Here is a 22,900-nt window from a genome sequence, read left to right on the forward strand (position 1 = left end):
ACGAATCAGTGCTTCATGCGGTATTCGGCGCTGCGCGCGTGGGCTTGCAGGCCTTCGCCGTAGGCCAGTTCCGCGGCGATCTCGCCCAGCGTCTGCGCGCCTTCCGCGCTGACTTCGATCAGGCTCGAACGCTTGATGAAATCATAGACGCCCAGCGGCGACGAGAAACGTGCGGTACGAGACGTAGGCAGCACGTGATTCGGCCCCGCGCAGTAATCGCCCAGACTTTCGCTGGTGTAGCGGCCCAGGAAGATCGCGCCTGCGTGGCGGATTTCGGCGCCCCACTTCTGCGGCTCCAGCGCCGAGATTTCCAGATGCTCCGGCGCGATGTCGTTGGCGATGGCGCAGGCTTCGGCCATGTCGCGCACCTTCACGAGCGCGCCGCGATTGGTCAGCGACGTGCGGATGACGTCGGCGCGCGGCATGGTCGGCAGCAGTTCGTCGATGGCCGCTTCCACGCGCTTGATGAAGCTTTCGTCGGGGCACAGCAGGATCGACTGCGCGAGTTCGTCGTGCTCGGCCTGCGAGAACAGGTCCATCGCCACCCAGCGCGGATCGGTCGTGCCGTCGCAGATCACGAGGATTTCCGAGGGACCGGCGATCATGTCGATGCCAACGGTGCCGAACACGCGACGCTTGGCCGACGCCACATAGGCGTTGCCCGGGCCGCAGATCTTGTCGACCGGCGGGATGGTTTGCGTGCCGTAGGCGAGCGCGCCCACCGCCTGCGCGCCGCCAATCGTGAATACGCGATCGACGCCCCCGATCAGTGCGGCGGCCAGCACCAGCGGGTTCTTCACGCCGTCGGGCGTAGGCACGACCATGATGATTTCGCGTACGCCAGCGACCCGCGCCGGAATCGCGTTCATCAGCACCGACGACGGATACGCCGCCTTGCCGCCCGGCACATAGAGGCCGACGCGGTCCAGCGGCGTGACCTTCTGGCCCAGCACGGTGCCGTCCGATTCGGTGTACTGCCAGCTATGCGAGCCGCACTCGATGCGCTGCTTCTCGTGGTAGCCGCGCACGCGCGCCGCCGCCGCTTCGAGCGCCGCGCGCTGCTTGGGCTGCAGGCTTTCGAGCGCCTCTTCGAGTTCGCTGATCGGCAGTTCGAGCGCCGCGACGCTGTTCGCGTCCAGACGGTCGAAGCGCTGCGTGTATTCCAGGACTGCGGCGTCGCCGCGCGCTTTCACGTCGGCCAGAATCTGCGCCACCGAGCGCTCGATCGCCTCATCTTCGCTCGCCTCGAACGCGAGCACCGCGTGCAGCGCCTTCTTGAAGCCTGGCGCGCTGGAGTCGAGTTTGCGAATCGTGATAGCCATGCTGATATCCATCCGTGTCAGTAGTGCGCGGCGCGCGCAACGCCTTTTGAGATGCGTAGCGCGAGAAGCGGCGCGGGTTGGCGCGTTGATTCAGATCTCGCGCGAGCGCCAGGCGCCCGCACGAAATCACACGCCTTCAAGCGGCTTGCTGGCCGCGCGACGCGCGTTCAAACGCGTCGAGGAAAGGTCGCAGTGCGGCGCGCTTGAGCTTGAGCGCCGCCTGATTGACGACGAGGCGCGACGAGATTTCCATGATCTCCTCGACTTCGACCAGATTGTTCGCGCGCAGCGTGCCGCCAGTGCTCACCAGGTCGACGATCGCATCGGCGAGACCCACCAGCGGCGCGAGTTCCATCGAGCCATACAGCTTGATCAGATCGACGTGCACGCCCTTGGCCGCGAAGTGCTGACGCGCGGCTTCGGTGTACTTGGTCGCCACGCGCAGGCGCGCGCCCTGGCGCACCGCAGTCGCATAATCGAAACCGTTCTTCACGGCCACCGACAGGCGGCAACGCGCGATGTCCAGATCGATCGGCTGATACAGACCGCCGCCGCCGTGCTCGTTGAGCACGTCCTTGCCCGCCACGCCGAAGTCGGCCGCGCCGTATTCGACATAGGTGGGCACGTCGGTCGCGCGCACGATGATGACACGCAGGTTCGCATCGGTGGTCGGCAGGATCAGCTTGCGCGAGGTTTCCGGATCTTCGGCCACCTGCACGCCCGCGGCGGCGAGCAGCGGCATGGTCTCTTCGAAGATGCGGCCCTTCGACAGCGCAAGCGTCAGCGGCGCGTTCGATGCCGCAGCCGGCACCGGCTTTTGCTCGACCGTGCTCATGCTTCATTCCCCTTGATGCGCTTCACGTTCGCGCCGAGCTTCGTGAGCTTGGCTTCCATGCGGTCGTAGCCACGGTCGAGGTGATAGATGCGGTCGATCAGCGTCTCGCCTTCGGCGCACATGGCGGCGATCACGAGGCTGGCCGATGCGCGCAGATCGGTGGCCATCACTTTCGCGCCCGAGAGCTTTTCGACGCCCGCGATCAGCGCGGTCTTGCCGTCGATGGTGATGTGCGCGCCCAGGCGGTTGAGTTCCTGCACGTGCATGAAGCGGTTTTCGAAGATGTTCTCGACCACTTGCGAGGTGCCGTCCGCGATCGTGTTGAGCGCCATGAACTGCGCCTGCATGTCGGTCGGGAACGCCGGGTATTCGGAGGTGCGCAGATTCACGGCGCGGGCGCGCTCGTGCATGCGCACGCGCATCCAGTCGTCGCCCTCTTCGATCGTCACGCCCGCTTCGCGCAGCTTGTCCGTGACCGCGTCGAGCGTGTTCGGACGCACGTTGCGCAGGACCACGTCGCCGCCCGCGGCCGCGACCGCGCACAGGAAGGTGCCGGCTTCGATACGGTCGGGAATGACGGTGTGCTGCGCGCCGTGGAGTTTTTCCACGCCCTGGATCATGAGGCGGTCGGTGCCGATGCCGTCGATCTTCGCGCCCATCGCCACCAGCAGGTTCGCGAGGTCGCCCACTTCGGGCTCGCGCGCGGCGTTTTCGATCACCGTTTCGCCATCGGCGAGGACCGCGGCCATCAGCAGGTTTTCCGTGCCGGTGACCGTGATCATGTCGGTGACGATGCGCGCGCCCTTCAGGCGCTTCGCACGCGCTTCGATGAAGCCGTGCTCGATGGTGATTTCGGCGCCCATCGCCTGCAGGCCCTTGATGTGCTGGTCCACGGGGCGCGCGCCAATCGCGCAGCCGCCGGGCAGCGACACCTTGGCCTCGCCGAAGCGCGCCACCAGCGGGCCGAGCACGAGAATCGAGGCGCGCATGGTCTTGACCAGCTCATACGGCGCGACGAGGTTGTTCACGTTCGAGGCGTCGAGCTGAACGCGAGCGCCGTCCTGCTCCGTGCGCACGCCCATCTGGTTGAGCAGCTTGAGCGTAGTGCGCACGTCCTGGAGGTCGGGCACGTTGTCCAGATGGACGGGTTCGGCGCTCAGGAGGCCGGCGCACAGAATCGGCAGCGCAGCGTTCTTCGCGCCGGAAACGATGACTTCCCCTGCGAGCTTTTGCCCGCCGACGATGACGAGTTTGTCCATGCCTGAAGTTTCCTGATCGGTGCGGCCGGCTTGAGAGGTCGCGTCTTGATGAGCGGCGCCGCTGGCTGCAGCACCTTTATCCTGGGTAATTCGCACTGAGATTCCAGATTATGCGTTCTGCCATTCGGCGGGCGTGAGCGTCTTCATGCTGAGCGCATGGATTTCCTGGCGCATACGGTCGCCGAGCGCCGCATAGACGAGCTGATGGCGCTGGATCAGACGCTTGCCGTCGAACGCCGAGGAGACGATCGTCGCGAAGAAGTGCTGACCATCGCCCTCAACTTCGAGATGCTCGCACGCGAGTCCTGCCGAGATGTACTGCTTGACCTGTTCCGGAGTCGGCAACGTGGCTGACATGTAGTGCTCCTGCCTGAATTTCACTTAGTGGCGCAGCTTGTAACCGCTTGCGAGCAGACGCATCGCGACGGTAGCCAGCACCACGAAAAAGACGAAAACGATCGCGAGACTTGCCAGCGGGTTGATATCGGAAAGCCCGAAGAACCCGTAACGGAAGCCGTCGATCATGTAGAAGAACGGGTTAAGCCGCGACACCTCCCGCCAGACTGGCGGCAGCGTATGCGTCGAATAGAACACGCCCGAAAGGAACGTGAGCGGCATGATAAGAAAGTTCTGAAACGCCGCGAGCTGGTCGAACTTTTCGGCCCAGATCCCGGCGATCAGGCCGAGCGTGCCGAGGATCGCCGAGCCGAGCACCGCGAAAGCGATGATGTAAAGCGGCGCTGCGAAGCTCATCGGAATGAACCAGATCGTCACGACGAACACGCCCGCGCCAACGGCGAGGCCGCGCACGATCGAGGCGAGCACGTAAGCTCCAAACATCTCCCAGGCGGCCAGCGGCGGCAATAGAACGAATACGAGATTGCCCGTGATCTTCGACTGGATCAGCGAAGAGGACGAGTTCGCGAAGGCGTTCTGCAGCACGCTCATCATCACGAGACCCGGGATCAGGAAGCTCGTGTATTCCACGCCCGGATAGACCTCCACATGCCCGCGCAGCGCGTGGCCAAAGATCGTCAGATAGAGCAGCGCGGTGATGACCGGCGCCAGCACGGTCTGGAAGGCGACCTTCCAGAAGCGCAGCACTTCTTTGTAAAACAACGTACGGAAACCGCTCATGAAAGCCCCTGGATCACGTCCGGACCGTTCATCACCTGCACGAAGACGTCTTCGAGATCCGCCTTACGCACTTCCATTTCTTCGATCTTGCAGCCGTTCGCGCGGCACAGGCCGAGAATGCGCTCGACCTCGTCGTAGCTCGTGAGGCGCAACAGATGCTGATCGTTGCCGTTGGTCGTACCGACTTCGAGGGACCGCAGTTCCGTGGGCAGCGCGCCCGCGGAAAAACGCAGATACAGCTGCGTACCGGCAAAGCGCTGCAGGAGCGTGCTGGTGCGTTCGAGCGCGACCACCTCGCCGCGGCGCAACATGGCCATGCGGTTGCAAAGTTCTTCGGCTTCTTCCAGGTAATGCGTGGTGAGCACGATGGTGTGCCCTTCGCGATTCAGGCGCGAGATGAACTTCCAGAGCGTCTGGCGCAGTTCGACGTCCACGCCGGCGGTCGGCTCGTCGAGCACGATCACGGGCGGACGGTGCACCAGCGCCTGCGCGACCAGCACGCGGCGCTTCATGCCACCCGACAGCGCGCGCATGTTGACGTCGGCTTTCTCGGTGAGATCGAGATTGGCCATGATCTCATCGATCCACGCGTCGTTTTTGCGCAGACCGAAGTAGCCGGACTGGATGCGCAGCGTCTCGCGCACCGTGAAGAACGGATCGAACACCAGTTCCTGCGGAACCACGCCGAGGTTGCGGCGCGCGTTGCGGTAGTCGCTGACGACATCGTGACCGCGCACGGCGATCGTGCCCTCATCGGCTCGCGCGAGGCCGGCAAGCGCGCTGATGAGCGTCGTCTTGCCCGCGCCGTTCGGGCCGAGCAGCCCGAAGAACTCGCCTTCTTCGACCGTGAAGCTGACGCCCTTGAGCGCCTGAAGCTCTTTGTAGCGCTTCTTGACGTTGCGGATTTCTATGGCTGGCATGACTCAGACGCCGCCCGTTTTTTAACGGCGCGGCCGGTAAGTGCATCAATGCTGCGGGGAAGGCTTATTGGGGACGGCACCGGTTTTTCCGATGGCGTTCGCCAGCTCCGGAATCCGGGGGCAGCGCCCAAAAAACGTTTGATTATAGGCCAAGTCGGAAAGCCCGACCCGACCTCGGTCTGAAGAGGGAGATTGGAATGCGTCCGCTTTGCGGCGGCTGCGTGTCTGGCGATGAGCCAGCGCGCAGCGCCGCAAGAGCGGCGCGCGTCAATGTCGCTCGTGCAGGAGCGTATCGACGCCGTAGGCGCGCGCGAGAGCCGCGAGCGCGGTGGGCAGATTGAGGACGCTGAGGGTGACGCCGCGTTCGCGAGCGGCGCGCTGCCAGGCGATCAGCACGGCCAGCGCCGACGAATCGAACTGCGCAAGCGCCGAGCAATCGACGGCCGTGGCGCCCGCCTTGATCTGGGCCAAACCCGCCGAGAGCGCGGCATTCGCGCTCTCGTGGGTCAGCGTGGCGCCGGTGGCGAAGCGTTCGCTCACGAAGCAGCCTTGCCTGCGGCGAGTTGCTGGTTACGCTGCGTCAGGAACGAGATCAGGCCTTGCACACCGCCCTGCTGGATCTTTTCCTGGAACTGCTGCTGATACGCCTGGATCAGCCATGCGCCGAGCACGTTGATGTCATACACGCGCCAGCCTTGCGGCGTCTTGTAAAGACGGTAGTCGAGTTCGATCGGCTGGCCGTTGTTCAGCACCGTCGAACGGACCACCACATCGGTATCGTCCGGGTTGGCGCGGAACGGCTTGTATTCGATCTGTTGATCGCGGACCTGGGCAAGCGCGCCCGAGTAAGTACGGATCAGCAGCATCTTGAACTGTTCGATGACCTGTTGCTGCTGGTCCGGCGTGGCGGCGCGCCAGTTGCGGCCCATCGCGAGCTGCGTGGTGCGGCGGAAGTCCGTGTACGGCAGGATCTTCTCGTTCACCAGTTGCGTGATCTTGTTGATATCGCCGGACTGAATCGACTTGTCGCCCTTGATCTGGTCCATCACCTGCTGCGTGATCGTCTTGATCATGGCGTCAGGGTTGCTGGTGTCCACCGTCTGCGCGCAGGCGGAACCTGCGCCAGCAAAGGCAAAAAACGCGGCAAAAAGCGGAAACAGAAAGAATTTTTTCATATTGAGTCCTGCAAGTTGGGGAATACGCCCCGTTGGACGCCAACGATATCACGCGAGTTCTATCGCGCTAAGTCAACAAGTGCCAGCAAACTGCGACAAGCGTATCGACTTGTTACGTCAGACGTGGGCCAACGAAACGTCGGCGCGACGGGCGGGGAGCCTGCCGCCGCACCGCGCCGGATGTCACATTCAACCCGTGCTCAACGCAGACGCAGCAGTCCCGGATAACCGAAGCGCGTTGGCGGCACCATCGAGTCGCCAGGCACGTTGGTCGCCGAAGCGCCGTTCGGTAAGGCCGCGCCGGAAGCCGACTCAGGCGTTGCCGCCCCGGTCGGTCCTTCAAGCGTGGCCGGCGCGGCCTGCATGCCATTCGGATAAGCCGGCGGCATGCTGGCCGCGCTGGGCGTTGAAGCACGCGCAGTGCCCGACGCCGGGACCGCGGCCGCCGCGCCGGAAGCCGCGGCAGGAGCCGCAGCGCCGTCGTCCGGCTCGCCGTAGTTGGGCGGCGGCGCGCCATCGCCGTAATCGGGCAGGCTCGCGCCCGAGGCGCGGCCATCCGAAAGCTGATAACGGCGGCGTTGCAGATAGGTGTTGCGCACGAACGAGTACTTGTCGATCGCCGCGCCTTCGAGCAGGTCGCTCGCACCCAGCAGATTCGCGCGCGTGCTGACGACGTTCAGGCCATAGAGGCCCCACGAAACCGCCGTCGAATCGATATAGCTGATCGGGTTGATGAAGTAGTTGCCCACCAGGCCCACGCCGTCACGCACCGTGCTCGGACCGAACAGCGGCAGCACGAGGTACGGACCCGCCGGCACGCCGTAGTGGCCGAGCGTCAGACCGAAATCCTGGTTGTGCTTGGGCAGCTTCGCGAGCGTCGCCACGTCGAACAGACCGCCCACGCCGAAGACCGTGTTGATCACGATCCGCATGATGTCTTCGACACCGTCGGTGATCTTCAGCTGCAGGAAGTTGTTGGCTGCGTTGTAGACGTCGCCGATATTGGCGAAGAAGTTCGTCACGCTGTCACGCACCGGTTGCGGCGTGATCTTCACGTAGCCCTTCGCGACCGGCTTGAGCGCGTACTGGTCCACCTTGTCGTTGAAGGTGTAGACCGTGCGGTTGAAGCCTTCCCACGGATCGTCTTTCGACGGCGTCTGCACCGTCGAACATGCCGTCAGCGCGAGCGCCGCAACGCCGATCGTGATGGCGCGCATGCGTGTGGTGATCATTTTTTATTCTCCTTATTGGGCTGCCGCGCCGGAGCCCGCGTGCGCCGACGCCGGTGCCGGCGCGGGGCTTGCGCCACCCGCTGCCGCGCCTGCCGCCCCGTTCGCGGCTCCGTTGCCTGCGCTGCTACCCGCGCTGCTGCCAGATTTCGAGGCGCCCGAATCGGCCGCCTTGCTATAGAGGAACTGACCGATCAGGTTTTCGAGCACGATCGCCGATTGCGTCATGGCGACGGTGTCGCCGTTCTTGAGCATCTGATCGTCGCCGCCCGGCTCCAGACCGATGTACTGCTCGCCGAGCAGGCCCGACGTCAGGATCTTCGCCGACGAGTCCTTCGGGAACTGGTACTGCTGGTCCAGGTTGATCGTCACGAGCGCCTGATAGGAGTTGCTGTCGAAGCCGATCGACGCCACCCGGCCCACGGTCACGCCCGCGCTCTTGACGGGCGCGCGCGGCTTGAGGCCGCCGATGTTGTCGAATTTCATCTTTACGGCGTAGGTCTGCTGGAACGAGAGCGAGCTCATATTGCCGGCCTTCAGCGCGAGAAACAGCAGCGCAACGAAGCCCAGCACCACGAACAGGCCGACCCAGAAGTCGAGAGCAGTCTTTTTCATCGTCATCCCAATGAGAATCCTTTGCGGCGAAGCCCTGATCCGGGCGTCCGCCGCGTGGCCCGCCCGCTGTATCGATGGCATCGATGCAACGCGCGCCGGGCCTGTTTAACCTGTTTATCCTGTTTGGCCTTAAGCCCTAGCTGAACATCAGCGCGGTCAGCAGGAAGTCGAGGCCGAGCACCGCAAGCGACGCGTACACGACGGTCTTGGTCGTCGCGCGCGACACGCCTTCGGGCGTGGGCTTGGCCTCGTAACCCTGATACAGCGCGGTGAACGTCACGGCGAAGCCGAACACGATGCTCTTCACCACGCCGTTGCCGACATCCTTCCAGACATCGACGCCGCCCTGCATCTGCGACCAGAACGCGCCCGAATCCACGCCGATCAGCAGCACGCCCACCACATAGCCGCCCAGGATGCCGACCGCGCTGAAGATAGCCGCCAGAATGGGCATGGCGATCACGCCCGCCCACATGCGCGGCGCGACCACGATACGCACCGGGTCGACCGCCATCATTTCCATGGCGGTGAGCTGCTCGCCCGCCTTCATCAGACCGATTTCGGCGGTCAGCGAGGTGCCCGCGCGGCCCGCGAACAGCAGCGCCGTGACCACGGGACCGAGTTCGCGCACGAGCGACAGCGCCACCAGCAGCCCGAGCGCCTGCTCCGAGCCGTAGCGGTTGAGCGTGTAGTAGCCCTGCAGACCCAGCACGAAGCCAACGAACAGACCCGACACCGCGATGATCAGCAGCGAATAATTACCGACGAAGTGGATCTGCTTCGTGACAAGGCGCGGACGGCGCAGCAGCGGGAAAAATTCCAGCACGAGGCGCACGAAAAAGCGCGTGGCGTGGCCCGCGCGCGCGATCGTGTCGAGCACGCCACGGCCAACCGAACTGATGGCGCCGATCATGAGCGGCCTCCGCCAATACCGAAGTCCGCGTCGAGCGGGACGTTCGTCGGGTAATGAAAGCGGAACGGGCCGTCCGGCGCGCCGTCGATGAACTGGCGCACGATCGGATCGGTCGAGGCGCGCAGCTCCGCAGGGGTGCCCTGCGCCTGCACTTTGCCGTTCGCGACGAAGTAGACGTAATCGGCAATGGCGAACGATTCCGGCACGTCATGCGTGACGAGGATCGACGTCGCGCCGAGCGCGTCGTTGAGCGTGCGGATCAGGTTCGCCGTGATGCCAAGCGAAATGGGATCGAGACCCGCGAAGGGCTCGTCGTACATCATGAGTTCGGGGTCGAGCGCGATCGCACGCGCCAGCGCCACGCGGCGCGCCATGCCGCCCGAAATCTCCGAAGGCGCGAGGTCGCGCGCGCCGCGCAGGCCCACCGCGTTGAGCTTCATGAGCACCAGGTCGCGGATCAGCTCTTCGGGGAGGTCGGTGTGTTCGCGCAGGGCAAAGGCGACATTCTCGAACACGGACATGTCCGTGAACAGCGCGCCGAACTGAAACAGCATGCCCATTTTGCGGCGCAGCGCGTAAAGGCCTTCGCGCGTTTGCGCGCCGACGTCCTGGCCCTGAAACAGCACCTGGCCGCGCTGCGCGCGCACCAGACCGCCGATCAGGCGCAGCACCGTGGTCTTGCCGCCGCCCGAGCCGCCCATGACCGCGACCACCTGACCGCGGCCAAAGCGCATGTTCAGTCCGGACAGGACGAGCCGGTCGCTATAGCCGAAGTCGACGTCGCGCAGCTCCAGAAGGGTCTCAGAGGATGAGGGCACGTAAGCTGACAAGTCCATTTACACGAAGGCGGGATTATAGGGCCATCGTGCAATTGCTGCCGTAATGCGCCCATGACCCTTTGATGAAGCACGGGCGTCGTATGACGCCCGTTGCCGCTCGCTTCCCGCCGCGATGTCCAGCATCGCGCCCCGGTTGGATCAGGCGCGTGGCTTGCGGCGAGGTCGGGCCATTATTGCGTAAACGCTTTGCGCAGCGCAGCAACCGCGCCAGCCGGGTCGGCCGCCTCGGTCACGGCGCGCACCACCGCGACGCTGCCCGCCCCCGTGGCGACCACTTCCGGGAACACGGCGGCGTCGATGCCGCCGATCGCCACCATCGGCACCACGCCGTCAAGGAGCTGCACGTAGCGCTTGAGGCGCTGCATGCCCTGCGGCGCGGTGGGCATCGCTTTCGTGGTGGTCGCGAACACCGCGCCACACGCGATATAGCTCGGACGGAAGTGCAGTGCCGTGAGCATCTCGAAGTAGCCGTGGGTGGACAAACCCAAACGAATGCCCGACGCGGCCAGCCCATTCAGATCCGCCTCGCGCAGATCCTCCTGGCCGAGGTGGACGCCGTACGCCCCTGCGGCCATCGCCGCCTGCCAGTGATCGTTGATGAAGAGTTGCGCGTCGTGCTTGCGGCCCGCCGCCACGCAGCGCTCGATCTCGCGCGTGAGTTCCGCCGATTCCGCCTGCTTGCTGCGCAACTGCACCGTCTTCACGCCGAAGTCGAGCACGCGCTCGACCCAGTCGGCGGTGGGCAGAACCGGGTAAAGGCCGAGCTTCTGCGGACAGGTCGCGAACGGCCGCGCGGGCGCGTCGGGCAAGCCGCGCACGCGCGGAAAGCGCGCGATATCGACCGGCCAGGCGTCGACTTTCTGCTCGTCGCCATCGCGCCACGCGAGCGCCAGCACCAGCGCGTCGTGCGGATCGAAACCGCAGTCGAGGAAGGCCGCCAGCGCAGGCATCCAGTCTTCCGCGAGGGAGCCTTCGAGCGCATAGCGCTCGCCGCCCAGATGAAGCGTGACGAGCGCGGCGCTGGGATCGTCGCCCTTCGCCTCGATCACGCCCGCGCCTTGCGTCATCCAGCGCGCGATGCTCGCCAGATGCGGCGCGGCGTCGGTCACGATGATGAGGTCGCCGCCATTGGGCGCGTCCGGCGGCGTGAGGCACAGACGCCACGGCGCGTGCGTGGCCGGCCAGTCGCCGAGCTTCGCGCGGATGCGTTCGGTGGTTTCGGTGAGTTCGTCGGCGGGCGGCCAGAACAGTTCGCGGTCTTTCAGTTTCAGCTTATCGGTCATCACTTGCCTCCATCCTGGTGCCAGAACGGCATGCCCACCACGGGCGTGCTCGCCACGGCGGCTTCGCGTTCGGCCATCGGCCCGGCGAGGAACGCCGTGCGGCCCGCTTCCACGCCCAGCGCGAAGGCGCGCGCCATCGCTTCCGGATGCGTGGCCTGCGCCACCGCCGTATTGAGCAGCACGCCGTCGAAGCCCCACTCCATCACCTGCGCCGCATGCGACGGCAGGCCCAGACCCGCATCGACGATCAGCGGCACGTCGGGCAGACGCTCGCGCAGCACGCGCAGGCCGTAGGGATTGATCACGCCCTTGCCGGTGCCGATGGGCGCGCCCCACGGCATCAGCGCTTCACAGCCCGCGTCGAGCAGGCGGCGGCCGATCACGAGGTCTTCGGTGCAGTACGGCAGCACCTTGAAGCCGTCCTTCACGAGACGCGCGGCCGCTTCGATCAGGCCAACCGGATCGGGCTGCAGCGTGTAGTCGTCGCCGATCAGTTCGAGCTTGATCCAGTCGGTGTCGAACACTTCGCGCGCCATATGCGCCGTCGTCACGGCTTCGTTGACGGTCAGGCAGCCAGCCGTATTCGGCAGGAGCGGCACGCCATGGCGCTTGAGCAGATCGAAGAAGCCGGCTTCGGCGGTGCCGTCGTTCATCTGGCGGCGCAGCGCGACGGTGATCATGCCGGGGCGCGCGGCCTCCATCGAATCGGACAGCGATTGCAGCGACGGATAGCGCGAGGTGCCGAGCAGCACGCGGCTCTGGAAGGTTTCGCCGTAGAGCGTGAGCGCGTCGGCGGTATGTGGGGTGGTCATGGCGTGGAATCCTTGGCGTGATCCGGTGAAAGCGGCGAATGTGCAACGAAGGCGCAGCGCTTTCAGCCGCCGGCCACCGGGCTCACGATATCGAGGCGGTCGCCCGTCGCAAGCGTGCGCACGCCGTGCTGGCCGCGCGCGACGAAATCGCCATTCACGGCGACGGCGAACGGCGGACGCGCGCCGAAAGCGGCAAGCGCATCGGCGACGGTCGCGCCCTCGGGCAGCGTGAGCGGCTTCTGGTTGATCTGAATGTCCATGGCAAATCTTCTGACTACGCGAAAGCGGGTGAAATTTCGGATGAGTCCGGCGGGCGCAAGCGGCGCGCCACGCCTGGGGTATTTCAGGCCTGCGCGCGGCTTTCGGCCTGCGCCTGCGGCGCGTGCAGCATCGACGCCCAGCGCGACTGCGTACGCAGCGCCTCGAACGCGTCGGCATCGGCGATACGGCCCGCCAGCAGCGCTTCGGCCACGCGCACCGCTTCGTCGGCGACCGCGGGCGCGATCATGAAGCCGTGGCGGTACAGGCCGTTTACGCGCAAGGTCGCCGCACCGTCCCAGATCAGCGCGGGGCGATGGTCGGGCAGCGTCGGGCGCACCTGCGAATTGAGTTCGAGAATGCGCGCTTCGCCAAACGCCGGATGCACGGCAAACGCCGCGCTCAGCAGTTCGAGCGCCGAGCGCACGCTCACGGGCGAGCGGTCCTCGCCCTCGATTTCGGTCGCGCCGATCACATAGAGGTCGTTCTGCTTCGGCGCGATATACAGCGGATAGCGCGGATGCAGCAGGCGCACCGGGCGCGTCAGGCCGATGCCCGGCGCGTGCACGCGCGCCACTTCCCCCCGGATGCCGCGCAGCGCTGGCAGCGCGGGCTTCGCGCCCAGGCCACGGCAATCGATCGTCACGCGCGCTTGCGGCGGGTTGGCGTCATCGACGTTCGTGTGCCAGTGCGTTTGCACGCCGCGCTGCGCGAGGCCTGCCGCGAGCGCCGCCAGCGCCTGGCGGTTGTCGAGCTGGCCTTCGCCGTCGAGCAGCCAGCCGCGCGCGAAACGCCCGGCCAGTGCCGGTTCGGCGGCGTCGAGCTGCGCGCCCTGCAACGTCGTGAAATGCGCATCGGCGAGTTCGCGCGGCGCGTTGGCGCGCACGCGGCGCTCGAACAGCGGCGCTTCGGTGCGATCGGCGTGATGCCAGACCACCAGCGTGCCGTTGCGCTGGAAGAACACAGGCTCGGGCAGTTCGGCCAGAATGCGCGGCCAGGTTTCGAGCGAAGCGACGCCCAGCTCGGTGATGAGCAGTTCCGCCACCGCGGCTTCCGCGAGCGGGGCGAGCATGGCCGCCGCCACCCAGGCAGCCGCCTCCCCGCCGTCGGGGCCGCCGCGCTCGTAAAGCGCCACGCGATGCCCCGCGCCCGCGAGCCGCCAGGCGACCAGACGCCCGCTCAGCCCGCCGCCGAGCACGGCGAAATCAGGCAGCGATGCAGGCCCGGACGCGCATGCGCCGGAAACCGGGGAATGATCGGAATGTAAAGAAGATAAAGAAGCTGCGGTCATCGTATCCTTTCCGTACGGCAACGAGATGCGTACCCAAGGACGAAACCGGCTGGCAAGGCCGGCCGTGCAAACGATGTGACGCGCGAAAACTGGATATGCGCCGCAAGGATTGCCCGGCGGGAAGCTGGATGCCTGAACCAATCAGGATCGATCAATCAGGATCGATCAGATTTAATCAGCCCGACCTGCGACATCGAAAATCCGACAATCGCTTGTATCGACTGATGAATGGCGCCAGCAAGACTTTCCGGAAACTTCCCGCGCCGGTATTACCCGGATCGGGTGCGAAGGGTCTCTCTCAGCCTCACTGTGGCATGCCCGGCATACCGGTGAAGCACCCCTGTTTCGTCAACGATTATTAGACCACAAAAGCCGCGAGCGCCGCAAACCGCGGGGGCAAGCGCACAATCTCCGCACGTTCCCTGCTCTGGCACAATGCGCTGAACCGGCGCGAAACGCGTGGTGGGGGCGCGCAGTGTGAAAATGCTCGTCCTCCCGCATCGTGCGGCCGCAGGCTCTGCTTGAGCGGGTCGATTAAGACTCGCTTAAGCGGTGCGGGACAGAATCGCTACGCTGACGGCCCTCCCCGAAAGACGGCAGCGCACGGCATCACGCCACGCACGGCGGGCATCGTCGACTCCGGCCGCGGGCCGGCACAACATCAGGACGCACATGACCAACTCCACTCCCCGCGCCACGCCGGATCAGAACGAGCATCACAAGATCACGGCCTGGAGCCTGATCAAGCCCTACTGGGTCTCAGAGGAACGCTGGATCGCATGGGGGCTGCTCGTCGCGATCATCGTGATGAACCTGCTCGTCGTGTGGATCAACGTGCGGCTCAACGGCTGGAACGCCGACTTCTACAACGCCCTGCAAAACAAGGACGTCAAACAGTTCCCGCATCTGCTGATGATCTTCACGGGACTTGCGTTCGGCTTCATCATTCTCGCGGTGTACGGGCGCTATCTGCGCCAGATGCTCGGGTTCCGCTGGCGCCAGTGGCTTACCACGCGCTATCTGGGCGACTGGCTCGACAAGGGCGCGTTCTACCGCATCGAGCGCGATCGCCTCGCCGACAACCCGGACCAGCGTATCAGCGACGACCTGCAGTCGTTCGCCACCACCACGCTCTCGCTTACGCTCGATCTGCTTTCCACGGTGGTGACGCTGGTGTCGTTCGTCACGATCCTGTGGACGATCGCGGGCGCGATCACGATTTCGCTGGGCTCGACGCCCATCACGATTCCGGGCTACATGGTGTGGGCTGCGGCGCTCTACGCCGTGATCGGTTCTGTGGTGATCCAGAAGGTCGGTCATCCGCTCGTGTCGATCAACTACCAGCAACAAAAGGTGGAAGCCGACTTCCGTTTCGGCCTGATCCGCCTGCGCGAAAACGCCGAGCAAATCGCGCTGTACGACGGCATGGATACCGAGCGCGGCAGCGCGCAAGGGCTCTTCGCGCACATCCGCGACAACTGGTGGCGCGTGATGAAGTACACCAAGCGCCTCACCTTCGTGCTGAGCTTCTACGGCCAGATCGCCATCATCTTCCCGCTGGTGGTGGCCGCGCCGCGCTACTTCGCGGGCGCCTTCACCTTCGGCGTGCTGATGCAGATCTCGCAGGCCTTTGGCACGGTGAGCGACTGCTTCTCCTGGTTCATCAACAGTTACTCCACCCTCGTCGAATGGCGCGCGACCGTGAACCGTCTGCGCGAATTCGTGCGCGTGGTGAATTCGCCGCGTCTGAAGGAAAGCGTCTCGCCGGCGACGGAACACGGCGGCATCAACCTGCACTTCATCGACGCGGGCGAGCTTTCCACCGAGCACCTGAAGCTCGCGCTGCCCAATGGCAAGCCGCTTTCGGAAGTACGCGACATCGCCATCAAGCCGGGTTCGCGCTGGCTCGTGCGCGGGCCGTCGGGCTCGGGCAAGAGCACGCTGATGCGCGCGCTCGCGGGTCTCTGGCCGTTCGGCGAAGGCTCGATCGACGCGCCGGTGGATGCGCGCATGATGTTCATTCCGCAGCAAAGCTACCTGCCGATCGGCTCGCTCAAGGCCGCGCTCACCTACCCCTCGCCCGCCGACGACTACAGCGACGACGATTGCCGCGAAGCGCTGCGCGCCTGCCGTCTGGAAGAGTACGTCGACCGCCTTAACGAATCCGCTCACTGGTCGCGCGTGCTCTCGCCCGGCGAGCAGCAACGTCTGGCCGGTGCGCGGGTGCTGCTGCACAAGCCCGACTATCTGTTCCTCGACGAAGCAACCAGCGCGCTCGATCCTGACAACGAAGGCCGTCTCTACAAGCTCTTCGTCGAACGGCTGCCGAAGGCGGCAATCGTGAGCGTGGCGCATCGCGAGTCGCTTGAGGCCTGGCACGACGAGACGCTCGAAATCGAGCGCTCGCCTGCGGAGCGCGTCGCAGCGTGAGCGATACGCGGCGCGGCTCGCAGTGCGGCGCGCAGTGCGTCGTCCTGATCACCGGCGCGGCCTCCGCCACCGCCGCCGCCAAGGCGGCGCTCGAATCGCTGGCCAGAACCGCCGCCGCCGAACTCGCGCCGCACGGCGTCACGGTGAACTGCGTCGCGCCCGGCTAAACGCGCAAGGACGCGGGCCCCACGCCCGCCAACGCACCCGCCTGGGCGCGCGCCGCCGAAGCCACCGACATCGCCGAACTCATCGCCTTCCTGCTGTCCCATGCCGCGCGCCATATCACCGGCCAGACGATCCACGTCGATGGCGGCCTGACGCTGGGTTAAACGCCCGCGCTTCGTTCGCTGGCTATCGAATTTTTGATCGCCTCGCCAACACCGTGCTTTCAACGCCGCTCGCATCAGCGGCCCATCGCACCTAAAATAGGCGCGATCCTGCCGCCCGGGCACACCGGCGCCGCCGCAGACGACACCGTAGTCATGAGTCGCCACACGCCGCCCCACCCGGTCGTGGCACGCAAAACAAACGAGGGGGAGACGAGGCGCCATGGGCTCTTTTCAATGGTTCAGTGAGCTGAACGAACGTGAGCGCCGCACGCTCTACGCCGGTTTCGGCGGCTATGCGGTCGACGCGTTCGACTTCATGATCTACTCGTTCCTGATTCCCTCGCTGATCGCCGCGTGGGGCATGACCAAGGGCGAAGCAGGCATGATCGCGACGAGTTCGCTGATCTCGTCGGCCATCGGCGGCTGGCTTGCGGGTATCCTCGCCGACCGCTACGGCCGCGCGCGCGTGCTGCAGTGGACCATCGCCACCTTCGCGCTGTTCACCTGCCTGTCCGGCTTCACGCATTCGTTCTGGCAACTGCTCATCGCACGCACGCTGCAGGGCATCGGCTTTGGCGGCGAGTGGTCGGTGGTCACCATCATGATGGCCGAGACGATCCGCTCGCCGCAGCACCGCGCCAAGGCAGTGGGCACCGTGCAGAGCAGCTGGTCGTTCGGCTGGGCCGCCGCCGCGATTCTCTATTGGGCGTTCTTCGCGCTGCTGCCCGAGGACTACGCATGGCGCACGTGCTTCTGGATCGGCATCCTGCCCGCGCTGTGGATTCTCTACGTGCGCCGCAACGTGAGCGACCCCGAAGTCTTCCTGCAAACGCGCCGCGCGCGCGAACGCGGCGAAACGCACGGCCACTTCCTGCAGATCTTCGCGCCCGCGCATCGAATGACGACGCTGCTCGGCAGTGCGCTGTGCACCGGCATGCTGGGCGGCTACTACGCGATCACCACCTGGCTGCCAACGTATCTGAAGACGGTGCGTCATCTTTCCGTGTTCAACACGAGCGGCTATCTGATCGTACTGATCGTCGGCTCCTTCACGGGCTATATCGTCGGCGCGATCCTGTGCGACCGGATCGGGCGGCGCGCCTCGTTCATCCTGTTCGCGATCGGCTCGTTCGCGCTCGGCATGGCCTACACCATGCTGCCCATCACCGATGGCGCGATGCTGGCGCTCGGCTTTCCGCTCGGCATCGTCGTGCAGGGCATCTTCGCGGGCGTGGGCGCGTATCTCTCCGAGCTGTATCCCAATGCGATCCGCGGCTCCGGCCAGGGCTTCTGTTACAACCTGGGACGCGGGCTCGGCTCGTTTTTCCCGATTCTCGTCGGCACGCTTTCGCACACCACCACGCTCGTCAAGGCGATCGGCACGGTGGCGGGCGCGGGCTATCTGCTCGTGATCGTTTCCGCACTGTGCCTGCCAGAAACCAAAGGCAAGGTGCTCGGACCCGAAGCCGACCCGCACCGCGCGTCTGCGGCCGCTCAACCCTCTGCGGATTCCACTGCACAATGAGCCTGAACGTGCTGCAATATCGTCCGTCACCCTCACTACGACCGGCATGAAAACGATCGTCCTCGGCGCAGGCGTGATCGGCGTCGCCACTGCTTATTATCTGAGCGAACGAGGCTGCGACGTCACGGTCATCGAGCGCGAACCGGGCGTCGCACTCGGCACGAGCTTCGGCAACGCAGGGGTGATCGCGCCCGGCTACGTCACACCGTGGGCGGCGCCTGGCATGCCGGCCAAGCTCATCAAATACCTGCTCAAGCCCACTTCGCCGCTGATCTTCCGGCCGACTTTCGACGCCGCGCAATGGCGCTGGATCGCGCGCTGGCTGCGCGAATGCGACCTCGCGCGCTTTCGCGTCAACAAGCAGCGCATGCAGCGCATCGCCTACTACAGCCGGAATTGCCTGCACGCCTTCCGCGCGCAGCATGCGTTCGAGTACGGCCGCAGCCAGGGTTACCTGCAGCTCTTTCGCAGCGACTACGACCTGGAACTGGCGCAGCCCGCACTCGACGTGCTGCGCGATGCGGGCATCGTGTATCGCGAACTGGACGCCGCAGCCTGCGCGCAGGTCGAACCGGGGCTCCATTGGTCGCGCGTGAAGCCGGTGGCGGGCGTCTACCTGCCCGACGACGAAGCCGGCGATTGCGCGCGCTTTACGCGCGAACTGCGCGCCGTGTGCGAAAGCAACGGCGTGAAATTCATCTTCGATACCGAGGTGCTCGCGCTCGAAGCCGCAGGCGGCAAGGTCACAGGCGTGCGCGTGCGGCCAGTGCCGGGACGCGAGGCGCGCAACCGTCGCGAGCAGCGTCGCGCGCCCGCCGAAGTGCTGCGCCCCGCCGATCTGAGCGAACCCGCCGCCAACGCCGCGCCGCAGACGCTGGCCGCCGATGCCGTGGTGGTGGCGCTCGGCGTGGAGAGCGCGGCGCTGGTCGCGCCATTGGGCGTGCGCGTGCCGCTTTATCCGGTGAAGGGTTATTCGGCCACGCTGCCCGTGGTCGACGAGCAAAAAGCGCCGCGCGCCGCACTCATGGACGAATCGCTCAAGACCGCGATCACGCGCTTCGGTCCTTATCTGCGCGTGGCGGGCACGGCCGAGCTGGGCAACCACCGCACGACGCTGCGCGAACAGGCCTTGCAGACGCTCATGAAGGTGCTCGACGACTGGTTCCCGCATGCGGCGACGCCTTCGTCGGCGCAATTCTGGGTGGGACGCCGGCCGATGGTGCCGGACGGCGCGCCGCTGCTGGGCGCGTCGGGCGTCGACGGGTTGTGGCTCAACGTGGGCCACGGTTCGACGGGCTGGGCGATGTCGATGGGCTCAGGCCGCGTGGTCGCCGATCTGATCGCGCAGCGCGCGCCGGAGATCGATCTGGATGGGCTGACGCTGGAGCGGTATCGGCGGTGAGGTGTGCTTGGTGCGTCAAGGCACTTTGGCCTTTGATGCAACCGGGTTGTCCTGACGGTAGCGGCGATTGGGATGGATCACCAGCCGCCCGACCGCCGCATCCAGCTCCTTGCTGTGATACAGGTCGAGGCATTTGAGGAGGTCGAATTTGACGTCCTTGATTTCCGCGTCGGCCAAAGGGTTGTGATAATCGCGCGCCAGATAGCGATCGACGAGCGCCTCGATCGCGTCAGGTGCCTTATCCATGTCGTAATACGTCCAGTCCCGCAGGGCGCTGACGCTACTTCCCGCATCGATGGAGGCACCGTTGTCACGCTTGTAGGCTTTGGCGATACACGACGCCAGAACCATATCCTTGAAGTTCTGCGCGTACGTCCGGGAAGCCGCTTGGGGCGAGGTCGGACTATCGTCTTTTGCGTGACTGATCGACGGCCCAATGGCAAAAGCGATTACCGCTAGAACGCCATTCAGGATCTTATTCACGGCAGGCTCCAGAAGTTTGCGCGGTCCGTGCGATACCGGGCTTCTGGTTCGTTGAAGTAGCAATGATCATAGCAGCCGCTTCCGTTGTACAACGTCGCGTGGCCTGCTGCGTCCGACCATCCTGAAACCTCGAAAAGAACGATGCCTTTCTTGCCCGCCAGCGACCCGCCGCCGGAGGGCGGATTGTTGACGATTTCCGGCTGCCCCCACCGTTGCTGAAGAAAAGCAATCAGGTCTTTGACACGGAAGAAGTATTGGCGCTTATCGACGCCGGAAACGGTTTTCCCCGCGATTGTTGGGATCACAAGCCCGGACTGGTTCAGGATATAGCTCATTCGGACCGCGCAGGTATTGCTCCATCGTTGCGCTGCGTTGGGATTGCCGATGTTCTTCGCGACGTTGCCGCCGATCACCTGCGCTGCCTTGCCTGCGGAGTCCGTCGGATCGTAAATTCGCATCGCTGCTGCCCAGGCCTTAGAAAAAGGCGGTCGACTCATTTCGCACCCTTGCTTTTCTCGTTGAGGGCCATTCGCCCTGGCGAGTCGACGCAAGCCTCCCGCATCGACAAAGGCCCATCGTAGTCCTTTGTTCGTGCTAAGTTTTTTAGGGGTTTTGACGTACATTCAGGATCGCTTGCATAAGCGTTGTCTTGTACGCTAAACCGGCAAACTCGCCAGCGCCTCATACCGCGCGCCCTGCTTCGCGAGCGTGCTCGAATACAGCACGAGCGAGGTGAAGCGCAATGGCGGCAGCGCGACGACCGGGCTTGCCGAAGGTGCATCCTTCGCATCGCGCGCAAACCGCGCCAGCGTCACATGCGGGCGGAACGCGCGCGCATCGAGCGACAAACCCACCTCGCCCATCGACGATCTCACGCGCCAGTCGAGTGCCGTGAACGCATCGGACATCGCCAGCGCGGCCACCAGCAGGCGCGGCTGCGCGTGGCCCGGCCAGCATTCGATTTTCGTGACGGTGGCGGGCGGCATCGGCATTGCGTGATCCGCGAGCCGCCGCGCAAGCGCCTCGCCCTGCGCGAACGTCATCGCGCCGATGAACGCCACCGTCAGATGCAACTGCGCATGCGGTACGCGCCGCGCGTTCGGCGGCACGTCGAGCGCGGCCAGTGCGTCTCGCGAAGGCGCATCGGGCGCAAGCGCGATGAAGCAGCGCTTCCACTCCCGCGCCTCATCAAGGGCTTCGGACATGATCGGGAGCCTCGGATCGTCGGGCAATCGGCTAATCCTACGCTTCAAACAGGACGTGAAAAAGCCGGGTCATCCTTACGGATGCCCGGCCTTTTGGCGTGTGTCTCCTGCCGTCTCCCGTGCGCCCGTCGAATCGACTTTGACGGGCGCATCAGAAGGATTAACGCGGCAGTTCGGTGCTGCCCATCAGATATGCATCGACGGAGCGAGCGCACTGACGGCCTTCACGGATCGCCCACACCACCAGCGACTGGCCACGGCGCATATCGCCTGCCGTGAACACCTTGTCCACCGACGTGTAGTACGCCTTGTCGCCTTCGGTCGCGGCGCGCACGTTGCCGCGCGCGTCCTTGTCCACGCCGAACGCTTCCAGCACCGGCGACACCGGCTGCGTGAAGCCCATCGCCAGCAGCACCAGATCGGCCTTCATTTCGAATTCCGAATCCGGCACTTCGATCATCTTGCCGTCCTTCCACTCGACGCGCGCGGCGATCAGCTTCTCGACCTTGCCGTTCTTGCCTTCGAGGCGCTTGGTCGCGACCGCCCAGTCACGCGAGCAGCCTTCCTCGTGCGACGACGAGGTGCGCAGCTTGACCGGCCAGTACGGCCACACGAGCGGCTTGTTCTCGGCTTCCGGCGGCTGCGGCAGCAGTTCGAACTGCGTGACGCTCTTCGCGCCGTGACGGTTCGACGTACCCACGCAGTCGGAACCCGTATCGCCGCCGCCGATTACGACCACATGCTTGCCCTTGGCGAGCAGCTGGTTCGGCAGCTTGTCGCCGGCGTTGACCTTGTTCTGCTGCGGCAGGAAATCCATCGCGTAGTACACGCCTTCGAGCTCGCGGCCCGGCACCGGCAGGTCGCGTGGCGTTTCCGAACCGCCCGCGATCACCACTGCGTCGAACTGTTCCTTCAACTCGTCCGGGCTGACGGTTTCCCTGGCCGTGTTGCCGATGTACGCCGGCAGTTCACCCTTGCCGATGAACACGTTGGTGCGGAACGTCACGCCTTCGGCTTCCATCTGGCGCATGCGGCGGTCGATCAGCCACTTTTCCAGCTTGAAGTCGGGGATGCCGTAACGCAGCAGGCCGCCGATGCGGTCGTTCTTTTCGAACACGGTCACGTCGTGACCGGCGCGCGCGAGTTGCTGCGCCGTCGCCAGACCTGCCGGGCCCGAACCGACCACGGCCACCTTCTTGCCGGTCTTGTGCTTCGCGACTTGCGGCGCGACCCAGCCTTCGGACCAGGCCTTGTCGATGATCGCGTGCTCGATCGACTTGATGCCTACGGGATCGTTGTTGATGCCGAGCGTACACGCCGCTTCGCAGGGCGCCGGGCAGATGCGGCCCGTGAACTCGGGGAAGTTGTTGGTCGAGTGCAGTACTTCGATCGCGTTCTTCCAGTCCTGGTGGAACACGAGGTCGTTGAAGTCCGGAATGATGTTGTTGACCGGGCAGCCGTTGTTGCAGAACGGGATGCCGCAGTCCATGCAGCGAGCACCCTGGATTTTCGCGTCGGCATCGGAGAGCGCCGCGACGAATTCCTTGTAGTGCTTCACGCGCGTGAGCGGTGCTTCGTACGCCTCATGCTGGCGCTCGAACTCGAGAAAACCGGTTGCCTTACCCATTTGGTTCTCGT

General features: G+C 65.2%; 23 protein-coding genes, 1 pseudogene and 1 riboswitch. Of the genes and pseudogenes, 4 read left to right on the top strand and 20 right to left on the bottom strand.

The window, feature by feature from the left end:
• Window positions 1-5 precede the first annotated feature (5 nt).
• The 16 genes from hisD to F4827_RS26105 form a co-directional block, all read right to left on the bottom strand.
• Window positions 6-1,322 (bottom strand): histidinol dehydrogenase, encoded by a 1,317-nt coding sequence (hisD, locus tag F4827_RS26030; protein WP_183728842.1) that lies wholly within the window; start codon window positions 1,320-1,322, stop codon window positions 6-8.
• Window positions 1,323-1,458: 136 nt separating this feature from the next.
• Window positions 1,459-2,157 (bottom strand): ATP phosphoribosyltransferase, encoded by a 699-nt coding sequence (gene hisG / locus F4827_RS26035; RefSeq protein WP_183728845.1) that lies wholly within the window; start codon window positions 2,155-2,157, stop codon window positions 1,459-1,461.
• A complete protein-coding gene (murA, locus tag F4827_RS26040) occupies window positions 2,154-3,416 on the bottom strand; it encodes a UDP-N-acetylglucosamine 1-carboxyvinyltransferase (protein WP_183728848.1) in 1,263 nt (420 codons plus the stop codon). The genes hisG and murA overlap by 4 nt, the downstream gene beginning before the upstream one ends.
• A 108-nt stretch (window positions 3,417-3,524) precedes the next feature.
• Entirely contained in the window at window positions 3,525-3,773 is a 249-nt protein-coding gene (locus F4827_RS26045) for a BolA family protein (RefSeq protein ID WP_042298005.1), read from the bottom strand.
• Window positions 3,774-3,797: 24 nt separating this feature from the next.
• Window positions 3,798-4,553 carry an ABC transporter permease gene (locus F4827_RS26050; RefSeq protein ID WP_183728851.1) on the bottom strand — a complete coding sequence of 252 codons (756 nt, stop codon included), beginning with the start codon at window positions 4,551-4,553 and terminating at the stop codon, window positions 3,798-3,800.
• Entirely contained in the window at window positions 4,550-5,473 is a 924-nt protein-coding gene (locus F4827_RS26055) for an ABC transporter ATP-binding protein (protein WP_183728855.1), read from the bottom strand. The genes F4827_RS26050 and F4827_RS26055 overlap by 4 nt, the downstream gene beginning before the upstream one ends.
• 267 nt (window positions 5,474-5,740) lie before the next feature.
• Window positions 5,741-6,013, bottom strand: coding sequence for an STAS domain-containing protein (locus tag F4827_RS26060; RefSeq protein ID WP_183728858.1), 273 nt, complete (start codon window positions 6,011-6,013; stop codon window positions 5,741-5,743).
• On the bottom strand, window positions 6,010-6,648 hold the full coding sequence (locus F4827_RS26065; protein ID WP_183728861.1) for a phospholipid-binding protein MlaC: 639 nt from the start codon (window positions 6,646-6,648) through the stop codon (window positions 6,010-6,012). The genes F4827_RS26060 and F4827_RS26065 overlap by 4 nt, the downstream gene beginning before the upstream one ends.
• A 200-nt stretch (window positions 6,649-6,848) precedes the next feature.
• On the bottom strand, window positions 6,849-7,880 hold the full coding sequence (locus F4827_RS26070; RefSeq protein ID WP_183728863.1) for a VacJ family lipoprotein: 1,032 nt from the start codon (window positions 7,878-7,880) through the stop codon (window positions 6,849-6,851).
• Window positions 7,881-7,892: 12 nt separating this feature from the next.
• Window positions 7,893-8,498 carry an outer membrane lipid asymmetry maintenance protein MlaD gene (gene mlaD / locus F4827_RS26075; RefSeq protein WP_183728868.1) on the bottom strand — a complete coding sequence of 202 codons (606 nt, stop codon included), beginning with the start codon at window positions 8,496-8,498 and terminating at the stop codon, window positions 7,893-7,895.
• Between the two features lie 130 nt (window positions 8,499-8,628).
• A complete protein-coding gene (gene mlaE / locus F4827_RS26080) occupies window positions 8,629-9,405 on the bottom strand; it encodes a lipid asymmetry maintenance ABC transporter permease subunit MlaE (protein ID WP_183728871.1) in 777 nt (258 codons plus the stop codon).
• The gene (locus F4827_RS26085; RefSeq protein WP_407671241.1) at window positions 9,402-10,223 is read right to left on the bottom strand and encodes an ABC transporter ATP-binding protein; all 822 of its coding nucleotides are present in this window, start codon (window positions 10,221-10,223) and stop codon (window positions 9,402-9,404) included. The genes mlaE and F4827_RS26085 overlap by 4 nt, the downstream gene beginning before the upstream one ends.
• Before the next feature lie 191 nt (window positions 10,224-10,414).
• The gene (thiE, locus tag F4827_RS26090; protein ID WP_183728874.1) at window positions 10,415-11,527 is read right to left on the bottom strand and encodes a thiamine phosphate synthase; all 1,113 of its coding nucleotides are present in this window, start codon (window positions 11,525-11,527) and stop codon (window positions 10,415-10,417) included.
• Window positions 11,527-12,339, bottom strand: a complete 813-nt coding sequence (locus tag F4827_RS26095; protein ID WP_167065799.1) for a thiazole synthase — start codon at window positions 12,337-12,339, stop codon at window positions 11,527-11,529. The genes thiE and F4827_RS26095 overlap by 1 nt, the downstream gene beginning before the upstream one ends.
• A 62-nt stretch (window positions 12,340-12,401) precedes the next feature.
• Window positions 12,402-12,599, bottom strand: a complete 198-nt coding sequence (gene thiS / locus F4827_RS26100) for a sulfur carrier protein ThiS (protein WP_183728877.1) — start codon at window positions 12,597-12,599, stop codon at window positions 12,402-12,404.
• 83 nt (window positions 12,600-12,682) lie between these two features.
• Window positions 12,683-13,888 carry an FAD-dependent oxidoreductase gene (locus F4827_RS26105; protein ID WP_183728880.1) on the bottom strand — a complete coding sequence of 402 codons (1,206 nt, stop codon included), beginning with the start codon at window positions 13,886-13,888 and terminating at the stop codon, window positions 12,683-12,685.
• Window positions 13,889-14,126: 238 nt separating this feature from the next.
• Window positions 14,127-14,240, bottom strand: a riboswitch (TPP riboswitch).
• A gap of 320 nt (window positions 14,241-14,560) precedes the next feature.
• Here F4827_RS26105 and F4827_RS26110 point away from each other — a divergent pair.
• The 4 genes and pseudogenes from F4827_RS26110 (at window position 14,561) to F4827_RS26125 (ending at window position 19,574) form a co-directional block, all read left to right on the top strand.
• Window positions 14,561-16,318 (top strand): ABC transporter ATP-binding protein/permease, encoded by a 1,758-nt coding sequence (locus F4827_RS26110; RefSeq protein WP_183728883.1) that lies wholly within the window; start codon window positions 14,561-14,563, stop codon window positions 16,316-16,318.
• Between the two features lie 62 nt (window positions 16,319-16,380).
• A pseudogene (locus F4827_RS26115) lies at window positions 16,381-16,647 on the top strand (SDR family oxidoreductase); the annotation flags it as partial.
• 220 nt (window positions 16,648-16,867) lie between these two features.
• Window positions 16,868-18,172 carry an MFS transporter gene (locus tag F4827_RS26120; protein WP_183728886.1) on the top strand — a complete coding sequence of 435 codons (1,305 nt, stop codon included), beginning with the start codon at window positions 16,868-16,870 and terminating at the stop codon, window positions 18,170-18,172.
• Window positions 18,173-18,218: 46 nt separating this feature from the next.
• Complete coding sequence (locus tag F4827_RS26125) at window positions 18,219-19,574, top strand: D-amino acid dehydrogenase (protein ID WP_183728889.1); 1,356 nt, start codon at window positions 18,219-18,221, stop codon at window positions 19,572-19,574.
• Between the two features lie 15 nt (window positions 19,575-19,589).
• On the opposite strand, the gene F4827_RS26130 is transcribed toward F4827_RS26125, so the two are convergent.
• The 4 genes from F4827_RS26130 to F4827_RS26145 form a co-directional block, all read right to left on the bottom strand.
• Window positions 19,590-20,057 (bottom strand): type VI secretion system amidase immunity protein Tai4, encoded by a 468-nt coding sequence (locus tag F4827_RS26130; protein ID WP_183728892.1) that lies wholly within the window; start codon window positions 20,055-20,057, stop codon window positions 19,590-19,592.
• On the bottom strand, window positions 20,054-20,680 hold the full coding sequence (locus F4827_RS26135; RefSeq protein ID WP_260175423.1) for a type VI secretion system amidase effector protein Tae4: 627 nt from the start codon (window positions 20,678-20,680) through the stop codon (window positions 20,054-20,056). The genes F4827_RS26130 and F4827_RS26135 overlap by 4 nt, the downstream gene beginning before the upstream one ends.
• 33 nt (window positions 20,681-20,713) lie before the next feature.
• Entirely contained in the window at window positions 20,714-21,262 is a 549-nt protein-coding gene (gene thpR / locus F4827_RS26140) for an RNA 2',3'-cyclic phosphodiesterase (RefSeq protein WP_183728896.1), read from the bottom strand.
• 160 nt (window positions 21,263-21,422) lie between these two features.
• On the bottom strand, window positions 21,423-22,889 hold the full coding sequence (locus tag F4827_RS26145) for a glutamate synthase subunit beta (RefSeq protein ID WP_183728899.1): 1,467 nt from the start codon (window positions 22,887-22,889) through the stop codon (window positions 21,423-21,425).
• Window positions 22,890-22,900 lie beyond the last annotated feature (11 nt).

Origin of the sequence: Paraburkholderia bannensis (genome assembly GCF_014200455.1) — a bacterium.
Lineage (GTDB): Bacteria > Pseudomonadota > Gammaproteobacteria > Burkholderiales > Burkholderiaceae > Paraburkholderia > Paraburkholderia bannensis_A.

Coding starts and splice junctions, on each gene's coding strand:
- hisD (WP_183728842.1), bottom strand. CDS start 1,322: ATGGCTATCACGATTCGCAAACTCGACTCCAGCGCGCCAGGCTTCAAG.
- hisG (WP_183728845.1), bottom strand. CDS start 2,157: ATGAGCACGGTCGAGCAAAAGCCGGTGCCGGCTGCGGCATCGAACGCG.
- murA (WP_183728848.1), bottom strand. CDS start 3,416: ATGGACAAACTCGTCATCGTCGGCGGGCAAAAGCTCGCAGGGGAAGTC.
- F4827_RS26045 (WP_042298005.1), bottom strand. CDS start 3,773: ATGTCAGCCACGTTGCCGACTCCGGAACAGGTCAAGCAGTACATCTCG.
- F4827_RS26050 (WP_183728851.1), bottom strand. CDS start 4,553: ATGAGCGGTTTCCGTACGTTGTTTTACAAAGAAGTGCTGCGCTTCTGG.
- F4827_RS26055 (WP_183728855.1), bottom strand. CDS start 5,473: ATGCCAGCCATAGAAATCCGCAACGTCAAGAAGCGCTACAAAGAGCTT.
- F4827_RS26065 (WP_183728861.1), bottom strand. CDS start 6,648: ATGAAAAAATTCTTTCTGTTTCCGCTTTTTGCCGCGTTTTTTGCCTTT.
- F4827_RS26070 (WP_183728863.1), bottom strand. CDS start 7,880: ATGATCACCACACGCATGCGCGCCATCACGATCGGCGTTGCGGCGCTC.
- mlaD (WP_183728868.1), bottom strand. CDS start 8,498: ATGACGATGAAAAAGACTGCTCTCGACTTCTGGGTCGGCCTGTTCGTG.
- mlaE (WP_183728871.1), bottom strand. CDS start 9,405: ATGATCGGCGCCATCAGTTCGGTTGGCCGTGGCGTGCTCGACACGATC.
- thiE (WP_183728874.1), bottom strand. CDS start 11,527: ATGACCGATAAGCTGAAACTGAAAGACCGCGAACTGTTCTGGCCGCCC.
- F4827_RS26095 (WP_167065799.1), bottom strand. CDS start 12,339: ATGACCACCCCACATACCGCCGACGCGCTCACGCTCTACGGCGAAACC.
- thiS (WP_183728877.1), bottom strand. CDS start 12,599: ATGGACATTCAGATCAACCAGAAGCCGCTCACGCTGCCCGAGGGCGCG.
- F4827_RS26105 (WP_183728880.1), bottom strand. CDS start 13,888: ATGACCGCAGCTTCTTTATCTTCTTTACATTCCGATCATTCCCCGGTT.
- F4827_RS26110 (WP_183728883.1), top strand. CDS start 14,561: ATGACCAACTCCACTCCCCGCGCCACGCCGGATCAGAACGAGCATCAC.
- F4827_RS26120 (WP_183728886.1), top strand. CDS start 16,868: ATGGGCTCTTTTCAATGGTTCAGTGAGCTGAACGAACGTGAGCGCCGC.
- F4827_RS26125 (WP_183728889.1), top strand. CDS start 18,219: ATGAAAACGATCGTCCTCGGCGCAGGCGTGATCGGCGTCGCCACTGCT.
- F4827_RS26135 (WP_260175423.1), bottom strand. CDS start 20,680: ATGTACGTCAAAACCCCTAAAAAACTTAGCACGAACAAAGGACTACGA.
- thpR (WP_183728896.1), bottom strand. CDS start 21,262: ATGTCCGAAGCCCTTGATGAGGCGCGGGAGTGGAAGCGCTGCTTCATC.
- F4827_RS26145 (WP_183728899.1), bottom strand. CDS start 22,889: ATGGGTAAGGCAACCGGTTTTCTCGAGTTCGAGCGCCAGCATGAGGCG.